9 protein-coding genes and 1 pseudogene are annotated in these 8847 nt (G+C 70.6%); 6 read left to right on the forward strand and 4 right to left on the reverse strand.

Annotated elements, in window-relative coordinates; translation table 11 throughout:
* Positions 1-816, forward strand: a pseudogene (locus tag V7E09_RS07165) (nicotinate phosphoribosyltransferase); the annotation flags it as partial.
* Positions 817-819: 3 nt separating this feature from the next.
* Positions 820-1377, forward strand: coding sequence for an isochorismatase family protein (locus V7E09_RS07170; RefSeq protein WP_324523201.1), 558 nt, complete (start codon positions 820-822; stop codon positions 1375-1377).
* 35 nt (positions 1378-1412) lie between these two features.
* On the opposite strand, the gene malQ is transcribed toward V7E09_RS07170, so the two are convergent.
* The 3 genes from malQ to V7E09_RS07185 form a co-directional block, all read right to left on the reverse strand.
* Positions 1413-3560 carry a 4-alpha-glucanotransferase gene (gene malQ, locus V7E09_RS07175; RefSeq protein WP_324523202.1) on the reverse strand — a complete coding sequence of 716 codons (2148 nt, stop codon included), beginning with the start codon at positions 3558-3560 and terminating at the stop codon, positions 1413-1415.
* A gap of 61 nt (positions 3561-3621) precedes the next feature.
* Complete coding sequence (locus tag V7E09_RS07180) at positions 3622-4131, reverse strand: MarR family winged helix-turn-helix transcriptional regulator (RefSeq protein ID WP_324511292.1); 510 nt, start codon at positions 4129-4131, stop codon at positions 3622-3624.
* A 103-nt stretch (positions 4132-4234) separates the two neighbouring features.
* The gene (locus V7E09_RS07185) at positions 4235-5587 is read right to left on the reverse strand and encodes an MFS transporter (RefSeq protein WP_324511291.1); all 1353 of its coding nucleotides are present in this window, start codon (positions 5585-5587) and stop codon (positions 4235-4237) included.
* 41 nt (positions 5588-5628) lie between these two features.
* Between V7E09_RS07185 and V7E09_RS07190 the strand changes: the two genes are divergently transcribed.
* The 3 genes from V7E09_RS07190 to V7E09_RS07200 are packed head-to-tail and all read left to right on the forward strand — an operon-like array spanning position 5629 to position 7030.
* On the forward strand, positions 5629-5922 hold the full coding sequence (locus tag V7E09_RS07190; protein WP_324511290.1) for a DUF3039 domain-containing protein: 294 nt from the start codon (positions 5629-5631) through the stop codon (positions 5920-5922).
* Positions 5919-6419, forward strand: coding sequence for a SixA phosphatase family protein (locus V7E09_RS07195; protein WP_324511289.1), 501 nt, complete (start codon positions 5919-5921; stop codon positions 6417-6419). Before V7E09_RS07190 ends, V7E09_RS07195 begins: the two co-directional genes overlap by 4 nt.
* The gene (locus V7E09_RS07200) at positions 6416-7030 is read left to right on the forward strand and encodes a hypothetical protein (RefSeq protein ID WP_324511288.1); all 615 of its coding nucleotides are present in this window, start codon (positions 6416-6418) and stop codon (positions 7028-7030) included. The genes V7E09_RS07195 and V7E09_RS07200 overlap by 4 nt, the downstream gene beginning before the upstream one ends.
* Before the next feature lie 51 nt (positions 7031-7081).
* On the opposite strand, the gene ahcY is transcribed toward V7E09_RS07200, so the two are convergent.
* Positions 7082-8500: an adenosylhomocysteinase gene (ahcY, locus tag V7E09_RS07205; protein ID WP_324511287.1), complete on the reverse strand. Its 1419-nt coding sequence runs from the start codon at positions 8498-8500 to the stop codon at positions 7082-7084.
* Between the two features lie 146 nt (positions 8501-8646).
* On the opposite strand from ahcY, the gene V7E09_RS07210 reads away from it, so the two are divergent.
* The coding region (locus V7E09_RS07210) for a WGR domain-containing protein (protein ID WP_324523203.1) at positions 8647-8847 on the forward strand (201 nt) is incomplete at its 3' end.

Consider the following 8847-nt stretch of genomic DNA (forward strand, 5'->3'; position numbering starts at 1 on the left):
TTCGCGTCCAGCTCCAACCTGGAAGCCGGGCGACGCTACGGCGTCCCGACCGCCGGGACGGCCGCGCACAGCTTCACGCTGCTGCACGACACCGAAGAGGACGCCTTCCGCTCCCAGCTCGCCGCCCTGGGCAGCGACACCACGCTGCTGGTGGACACCTACGACGTCGCCGAAGCCGTCACCCTCGGCGTCGAACTGACCCAGGGACGTCTCGGGGCGGTCCGGCTCGACTCGGGTGACCTGCTCACCCAGGCGGTCGACGTGCGCCGCCTGCTCGACTCCCTCGGCGCCGTCAACACGAAGATCATCGTCACCTCGGACCTGGACGAGTTCCAGATCGCCGCGCTGCGATCCGCGCCCGTCAACGGCTACGGCGTGGGCACCAGCCTGGTCACCGGCTCCGGGGCCCCCACCTGCGGCTTCGTCTACAAGCTGGTCTCCCGCGCCGCGAGCGACGAGGCCGGCGCGCCGCTCCTGCCCGTGGCGAAGAAGTCGGCCAACAAGACATCCATCGGCGGCCGCAAGTTCGCCCTGCGACGCCTAGGCCCGACCGGAATCGCCGAGGCCGAGGTGATCGGCGTCGGCGCCCCGCCGCGCGGCGACACCAACGATCGGCCGCTTCTGCGCCATCTGGTCGCGGGAGGGGAGATCGTCGGGCGCGAGCCGCTGACGGCCGCCCGCGAACGGCACACCGCCGCACGGGCCGAACTGCCCAGCGAGGCGTTCAAGATGAGCAAGGGCTACCCCGCCATCCTCACCACCCTGCTCGACGCCGAGGGCGACCAGACCTTCAACCCGTACGCCCCCCAGGGCTGAACCATGACCACTGCGTTGATCGTCGTAGACGTCCAAAACGACTTCTGCGAGGGCGGATCGCTGGCGGTGGCCGGCGGCGCCGCCGTGGCCAGCCGCGTCGCCGAGCTGCTCGCCGGGGACCACGGCTACGACCTCGTCGTGGCCACCCGCGACCACCACATCGACCCGGGCGATCACTTCTCCGAGTCCCCCGACTTCGTCGACTCATGGCCCCCGCACTGCGTCGCCGGGACGCCAGGGGCCGACTTCCATCCGAACCTGGGCGCCCCCGCCTTCGCCGGGGTGTTCGACAAGGGCGAGTACACCGCCGCCTATTCCGGATTCGAGGGGGCCGAGCGGGAGACGGGGGCATCGCTGGCGGAGTTCTTGCGGGGGCGCGGCGTCACCCGCGTCGACGTGTGCGGCATCGCCACCGACCACTGCGTCAAGGCGACCGCCCTGGACGCGGCCAGTGAGGGATTCGACACCCGCGTCCTGGTGGGGCTGACCGCTGCCGTCGCGGTGGCAACGGTGCCCGCCGTGCTCGCTGACCTGGCCGCCGCGGGAGTCGCCTCGGCGTGACGAGGCTCCAGGCCCGGGCCGTGGGACGCCTGGGCTCAGCGGCGTCCCACGGACTCGATGCCGAACCCGTTCATGACGGCGGCCAGCTTCGCCGCACGCGAGGACACGTACACGTCCTCCAAGGTGATCGGGGCGCCGTCGGGCCCCGACAGCGGCACCCGCCAGTTGGGGTACTCATCGACGGTGCCCGGCTGGTTCTGGGTGCGGTGGTCGCCGACGGCGTCGGTGAGGGCCGCGTTCAGCACGCGCGCGGGTGAGGCGACGATCCAGCGATGCATGGCCAGCACCTCCTCGTCGATGTCCCCGGCGTCCTCCTGCGCCAGGAAGCCCCGCTCGATGAGCGCCCGGCGCCAGGTCGCGAAGGTGCGCTCGGCCAGGGCCGATTCCTCCTCCAGTCCCTCGGTCAGCAGGCCGAGGCGGTGCTGCAGCCGGACGTGGTCGAGCGCGAGGTAGCCGGCCGTCGGCGGCATGTCGTGCGTGGTGACCGACGCCATCGCATACTCGCGATAGGCCTCAGGCGGGACCGGGCAGCCCTCGTCGGTCATCTCGAACCAGGCCACCGACGTGCCGAGGATCCCGCGGTCGCGCAGGTAGTCACGCACCCACGGCTCCACCGTGCCCAGGTCCTCGCCCACGACGAGCGCACCGGCTCGCTGCGCCTCCAGCATGAGGATGCCGACCATGGCGTCATGGTTGTATCGCACGTACGCGCCCTGGGTGGGTGGCATCCCCTGCGGGATCCACCACAGCCGGAACAGGCCCATGATGTGATCGACGCGGATGCCGCCCGAGTGCCGCAGGATTCCCTGGACCATGGAGCGGAAGGGCTGATAGGACAGCTCTTCGAGCCGGTCGGGGCGCCAGGGCGCCTGGCCCCAGTCCTGGCCGAGCTGGTTGTAGTGGTCCGGCGGGGCGCCCACCCCGATCCCGGGCGCGAACGCGTCGCCCAGCACCCAGGCCTCCGCGCTCGCGTTACTGACGCCGACCGCCAGGTCGTTCATGACGCCGACCCGCATGTTCGCCGCACGGGCCGCCGACTGCGCCTCGCGGAGTTGGTTGTCGGCGACCCACTGCAGCCACACGAAGAAGTCGATCTCCCGAGCGTTGCGGGCCGCGAAGGCCGACACCTCCGGGGAACTGGGCCGCCGGTAGTCGGCCGGCCAGTCGCGCCAGTCGGTGCCGAACTCGGCCGTCAGCGCACTCCAGGTGGCGAACTGGGCGAGCATGCGTCCCTCGCCGCGGACGAAGTTCTCCTTCGCCATCGTGCGCACCTCGGACAGGCCCTCGTCGTAGATGACCCGCAGCGCGGCCAGCTTGGCCGCCCAGATGGGGTTGCGCTCGATCTGAGCCGAGGCACCCAGCTCGCGCAGCAGGTCGCCGCGCAGCCGGTCGATCCGAGCCCGCTTGTGTTCCGACAGGGCGGCGTACTCGGGGATCAGTTCGGGACGGATGTAGAGCGGATTGACGTAGCGGCGGCTGCTGGGCAGGTACGGCGACGGCTCCAGCGGGGGGACGGGCTGGGCGGCGTGCAGCGGGTTGACCAGCAGGTAGTCGGCGAAGTGCTGGGTTCCCGACCAGGTGGCCAGGTCGGCGAGATCGGCCAGGTCTCCCATCCCCCACGATCCCTGCGAGCGGACGCTGTAGAGCTGGACGGCATAGCCCCAGATCCGGTGGTCGGCCATGTGCGCGGGGAACCCCAGGAAGGAAGGAGTGACGACCAAGGTGGCCTCCAGGTCACCCGCCGCAGACTCCAGGTGAACGCGGTGGTAGCCCAGCGGCAGGTCGCCGGGAAGCTCGAAGCTGGCCTCCCCGACCCACTGACCGTCGACGTCTCGGTCGGGCAGCGTGTTCTCGACCTGGACGGCCTCGCGGCGGCCGCCCTCCTCCAGCCGGATCCAGACGGCGGCAGGCGTGCCGCCGGGGACGTGGACGCCGATGACGGCGGGGGTCCCCTGCCGCATGACCGTGCAGGGCGGGAGGGCACGGCGCCAGGGTCGCAGCCCATGATCGGCCAGGGCCGCGCTCGAACTGGCCTCGGTGGCGGCGTCCACGCCCATGCCTGCCAGGATCCCCACGACGGTCGCGTCGTCGACCTGGGTCAGGCGTCCTTTCCAGTCCCAGAACTCGGTGGAGATCCCGAACGCGTCGGCGAGGCGCGCAAGCACCGGATTCGTCAGGGGCATGGTGCAAACCCTAGCCGCAACGGGGCTTCCCGCACTGCGTCGCGCGACGCGAGAGACGCCCTCAGGCGCCCGGGTGCGTCCCGGATCCTTCGAACGGTTCCACGAGGCGCCGCAACAGGTCAGCGACCCGGCCACGTTCCTCGTCGCTGAGCCCCGCCAGGATGGCCTTCTCGCGGCCCACGAGGTCGCTGAGGGCAGCCTCGACGAGGGCCCGGCCGCTCGGCTGCAGGCGCACCCGCACGGCGCGGCGATCCCGCGGATCGGGTAGCCGCTCGACCAGTCCCCGTTCCGTGAGCCGGTCGATGCGGTTGGTCATCGTTCCCGACGTCGACAGCGTCTGGGTGATGAGGCGCCCCGGGGACAGCTCGTAGGGCGGCCCTTCGCGGCGCAGCGCCGCCAAGACGTCGAACTCCCACAGATCCAGGTCGTGGACGGCGAACGCCTCGCGGCGGGCCAGGTCCAGGTGACGCGAGAGCCGACTGACGCGCGACAGCACCGCGAGCGGGCTGACGTCGAGGTCGGGCACCTCATGGGCCCACGCCTGCAGGATCCGATCAACCTCATCGACCACGGCACCGCCCCCTTCCTCGCGTACTTCGTGTGCGGAACTCTAGACCAGGGGGTGCGGGCCGCGGTGCGGCGTCCCGGCGCGGGGGCCCTCGACGCCGCCGTCTTCAGGCCTCCTGGAGCAGGGAGTGGTTCTCCACGAAACCGATCCGGCGGGCGGCGACGATCGCGAGAAGCGCGATGGTGGCCAGGGCCGTCATCTGGGTGCCGAACACGGTGGCGGGCGCCGCGATCGGCGCCAGGGCCGCGTACACCGTCCCCGCCGCACCGACCAGCAGGGCGTTGCCGGCCGACTCGCCGACCTGCAACGAGCTGCTGTTGCGGCCGATCTCCTGCTCCGGGGACAACTGCATCACGGCCAGCGACGTGGACGCCGACTGCAGGCCCATGCCGAGGCCGGACGCCGTGAACCCGAGCAGGCTCAGCGGCAGACTCAGGGCCGGGAACCAGGCGGCGGTCGCGGTCACGGCCGCGCCGACGGCGACGCACACCGTCCCGGCGATGATGATCTGGTCGCGCGACAGCCGAAGCCACGAGCGGGCCTGCAGCCAGGATCCGAGCATCCACCCCACCGAGGCGATGGTGATGACCGCACCGGACACGATCAGGCTGATCCCCCGCGAGGAGAGCATGAGGGGCAGGAAGGACTGCATCCCGAAGAACACCCCCGCCGCGAGGAACCGGACCATCACCACCGCCGACAGCCCTGCGACCGCGACCCGGAAGCCGCGCGGCATGAGCTTGGGCCAGCCGTGCAGCAGGCACCCGGCCCCCACCACGAGCCACGGCACCGACATCCATCCCAGCTGCTGCCCGGCGGCCTGGACGAGGGCCAGGCCGACGGCCACCTCGACGGCCGCCATCAGCGGGACCGGGCTCTCGGGTGCCTCGCCGTCGGCGCGCGGCGGCAGATGCCGCAACCCTGACGCCATGAAACCCAGGCCCAGGGCGATGAACGGGAGGATCATCCAAAAGACCCAATGCCAGGAGAACTGCTCCGCGACCCACGCTGCGACGCCCGGGCCGACGAACGCGGGCATCATCCAGCAGGCGGAATACCAGGTCATGATGCGGGCCCGCTCCACGGGGTCGTATCCCTGCGCGGTCACCACCAGCAGGCACAGGTTGACCGCGCCGCCGCCCAGCCCCTGGATGAACCGGCCCAGGAGCAGCACCAGCATGGTGGGAGCCAGCGCGGCCACGACCACGCCGGCGGCGAACAGCGCCAGCCCGACCAGCAGCGGACGGACCGGCCCGGTGCGATCCACGATGCGTCCTGCCGCGGCGATGGCGAACATCTGCGGGATCATCACCGCGGAGAAGGCCCAGGCGTACAGTTCGGCGTCGCCCAGGTCGGCCGCGGCCGCCGGCATCGCCGTCACGACGGCCATCCCCTCGAACGCGACTGCGGTGATGCAGACGAGCAGTCCGAGCGTGAGGGTGCGGCGAGATCGGGACATGGTCATTCATTCCATCACTGCGAGCGCTTAGGATGAAATGCATGACCCAACTCACACCGGCTCCTGGCTCACAGACGGTGGTCGATGAGCGCACCGACTTCCGGCTCGACGAGGGCGATCACGAACGCTTCAGCCACTACGTCCCCAAGAACAAGCTGACGGAGGCGATGGTGATGGGCACCCCGGTGGTCGCCCTGTGCGGCAAGGTCTGGGTGCCGAGCCGCAATCCCGAGAAGTTCCCCGTCTGCCCCGAGTGCAAGGAGATCTGGGAGACGTTCTCTTCCGGCGACAAGAACGGCGGCGGGGACAAGAACGGCGGCGGGCAGGAATCATGACCGCGGAGCGGACGCTGGTGGTGATGCGGCATGCCAAGTCGTCGTGGAAGACCAACGATCCGGACCTGGCTCGCCCGCTGAGCCCGCGCGGCACCCGGGACGCCATCGTGGCCGGGCAGATCCTCGCCCCGCTCGCCTTCGACCTCGTTCTGGTCTCCCCCGCCTCCCGCGCCCAGCAGACGTGGCAGACCCTGCGGATGGGTGGGGCGAGCGCCGCGCAGGTGGTGACGCTGGACGCGCTTTATCACGCGCGCACGCTCGGGCTGGTGGCGGCGCTGCAGCAGCTTCCCGCGGAGGTCCGCCGGGTCTTGGTGATCGGCCACGAGCCGACGCTGAGCGACGCGATCTTGGCGGTGACCCCGCCCTCGCCCGAACGCGACGCCATCGAGGCCCGCTACCCCACCAGCGGGATCGTGGTGCTGAACGTCGGCTCCGGGTGGGACGAGCTGGGCCCGGCCACCACGACCATCGCCGCCTACGAGGTTCCGCGCGGATGAATGACGGCTGGTACGACCTCATCGGCTATGCGGGGGCGGCGGTTGTCTTCGTGGCGTTGGGGGTGCGTTCCCACGTCAGGAAGGGCTGGCTGTCGATCGGCGCCGCCGCGCTGCTGCTGGTGTACGGCGTGCTCGTCGGGGCCTGGCCGGTCGTGGTGGTGACCGGCGTGCTGCTGGTCACCGGCATCGGGCGGCTGCGCCGCGAACTGGGACCCGACACCTCCTTCATCGCGGTGCCCTTGGAGCCCGATTCCCCGTTCCTGGCCGACTACGTCGGCGGCAACGCCGGGGAGATCGCCAACAGCCAGCCCGACTACCATCCCGACCCGCACGACACGTTCGTCCGGCTCATCAGCCGCGACGGCCTGCCGGCGGGCATCCTCATCGGCGAACCCGCCGGCAAAGAGCTGCTGATCAAGCTCGATTACGTCACACCCGCCTACCGCGACAGCGCACAGGCGCGCTGGGTGTTCGGTTCTGGCCGCAGCGTGTTCACCGAGGCGGGCTTCACCCGGCTGGTCGCGAATGCGCACACGACGGTGCACCGCAACTACCTCGAACTGCTGGGGTTCCACCGCGAGGGCGGCTCCTACGTCCTCGACCTGGCCTGACGTCCGCCGCGCGGGGCCGTCGGCACCCCGGCAGGGAAGCCGACGACGGGCTCAGTAGCGGTACGCGTCCGCCTTGTAGGGTCCGCTCACCGGCACGCCCAGGTAGTCGGCCTGCCGATCGCTCAAGGTGGTCAGCCGGACGCCGAGGGCGTCCAGGTGCAGTCGGGCGACCTCCTCGTCCAGGTGCTTGGGCAGCGTGTACACCCCGACCGGGTACGCATCGGGCTTGGTGAACAGCTCGATCTGGGCGAGCACCTGGTTGGTGAAGCTGTTGCTCATCACGAAGCTCGGATGGCCGGTCGCGTTGCCGAGGTTCAGCAGGCGTCCCTCGCTGAGCACGATCACGCCATGGCCGTCGGCGAAGACCCACTGGTCCACCTGCGGCTTGATCGCCCGGCGGTCGATGCCCGGGGTGGCCTCCAGCCCGGCCATGTCGATCTCGTTGTCGAAGTGGCCGATGTTCCCGACGATGGCGTTGTGCTTCATGGCGGCCATGTGGGCGGCGGTCACCACGTCGCGGCAGCCCGTCGCGGTTACGACGATGTCCGCCGAGGCCACCACGTCGTCCAGGCGGGCGACCTGGTAGCCGTCCATGGCCGCTTGCAGGGCGCAGATCGGATCGATCTCGGTGACGATGACGCGGGCGCCCTGCCCGGCCAGGCTCTCGGCGCAGCCCTTGCCGACATCGCCGTACCCGCACACGACGGCGACCTTGCCGCCGATCAGCACGTCGGTGGCGCGGTTGATGCCGTCGATCAGGGAGTGACGGCAGCCGTACTTGTTGTCGAACTTCGACTTGGTCACCGAGTCGTTGACGTTGATCGCCGGGAACAGCAGCGCGCCGTCGCGGGCCATCTCGTAGAGCCGGTGCACGCCCGTGGTGGTCTCCTCGGTCACGCCCTGGATGCTCGCCGACAGCGCGGCGAAGTCCAGCGTCGAGGCCCGCAACGTCTCCAGGATGACCGCATACTCGGCGGAATCCCCGGCCGCGGGCTGCGGCACGGCACCGGCCGTACCGAACTCCAACCCCTTGTGGACGAACAGGGTCGCGTCCCCGCCGTCGTCGAGGATCATGTTCGGCTGTTCGCCACCGGGCCAGGTGAGGATCTGCTCGGTGCACCACCAGTACTCCGGCAACGTCTCACCCTTCCAGGCGAACACCGGGACGCCCGCCGGGGCGTCGGTGGTGCCCTCGGCGCCGACGACGATCGCGGCAGCGGCGTGATCCTGGGTGGAGAAGATGTTGCAGGAGGCCCAGCGGACCTGCGCCCCCAGCGCGACCAGGGTCTCGATGAGCACCGCGGTCTGCACGGTCATGTGGAGACTGCCCGCGATCCTGGCCCCCGCGAGGGGCTTGGCGACGCCGTAGCGAGCCCGCATCGCCATCAGGCCCGGCATCTCGTGCTCGGCGAGGGTGATCTCCTTGCGGCCGAACTCGGCCAGGGACAGGTCTGCGACGCGATACTCCACGCCCGGAGCCTACCCTGCACCCCGCCGCCGGGGCGCAGGCGCCAGGCACGGGAACGGTCCTGGCGGGCCCGCGGACAACGCCTCGCGCATTGTCCGATAGCACCGTTAGGGTCGAGGCAACCATCGGGAAGACGGAAAGGTGAGGGATGCGCACGTTCAGCCTCGTCGAAGGCACCTCGGACAAGTTCTGGAGCATCGACGTGGTGAACACGTCCGTCACGGTCAACTATGGCCGGACCGGCACCAAGGGGCAGACGAAGACGACCGAATACGAGTCGGCGGCCAAGGCCACCGCCGAGAGCGCCACACTCATCGCGGCCAAGGTGCGCAAGGGGTACGTCGAGGGT

This window comes from Propioniciclava sp., assembly GCF_036744435.1.
Lineage (GTDB): Bacteria > Actinomycetota > Actinomycetes > Propionibacteriales > Propionibacteriaceae > Propioniciclava.

Bases quoted from the DNA above. Each gene is read 5' to 3' on its own strand.
- V7E09_RS07170 (WP_324523201.1), top strand. From the start codon at position 820: ATGACCACTGCGTTGATCGTCGTAGACGTCCAAAACGACTTCTGCGAG.
- malQ (WP_324523202.1), bottom strand. From the start codon at position 3,560: ATGCCCCTGACGAATCCGGTGCTTGCGCGCCTCGCCGACGCGTTCGGG.
- V7E09_RS07185 (WP_324511291.1), bottom strand. From the start codon at position 5,587: ATGTCCCGATCTCGCCGCACCCTCACGCTCGGACTGCTCGTCTGCATC.
- V7E09_RS07190 (WP_324511290.1), top strand. From the start codon at position 5,629: ATGACCCAACTCACACCGGCTCCTGGCTCACAGACGGTGGTCGATGAG.
- V7E09_RS07195 (WP_324511289.1), top strand. From the start codon at position 5,919: ATGACCGCGGAGCGGACGCTGGTGGTGATGCGGCATGCCAAGTCGTCG.
- V7E09_RS07200 (WP_324511288.1), top strand. From the start codon at position 6,416: ATGAATGACGGCTGGTACGACCTCATCGGCTATGCGGGGGCGGCGGTT.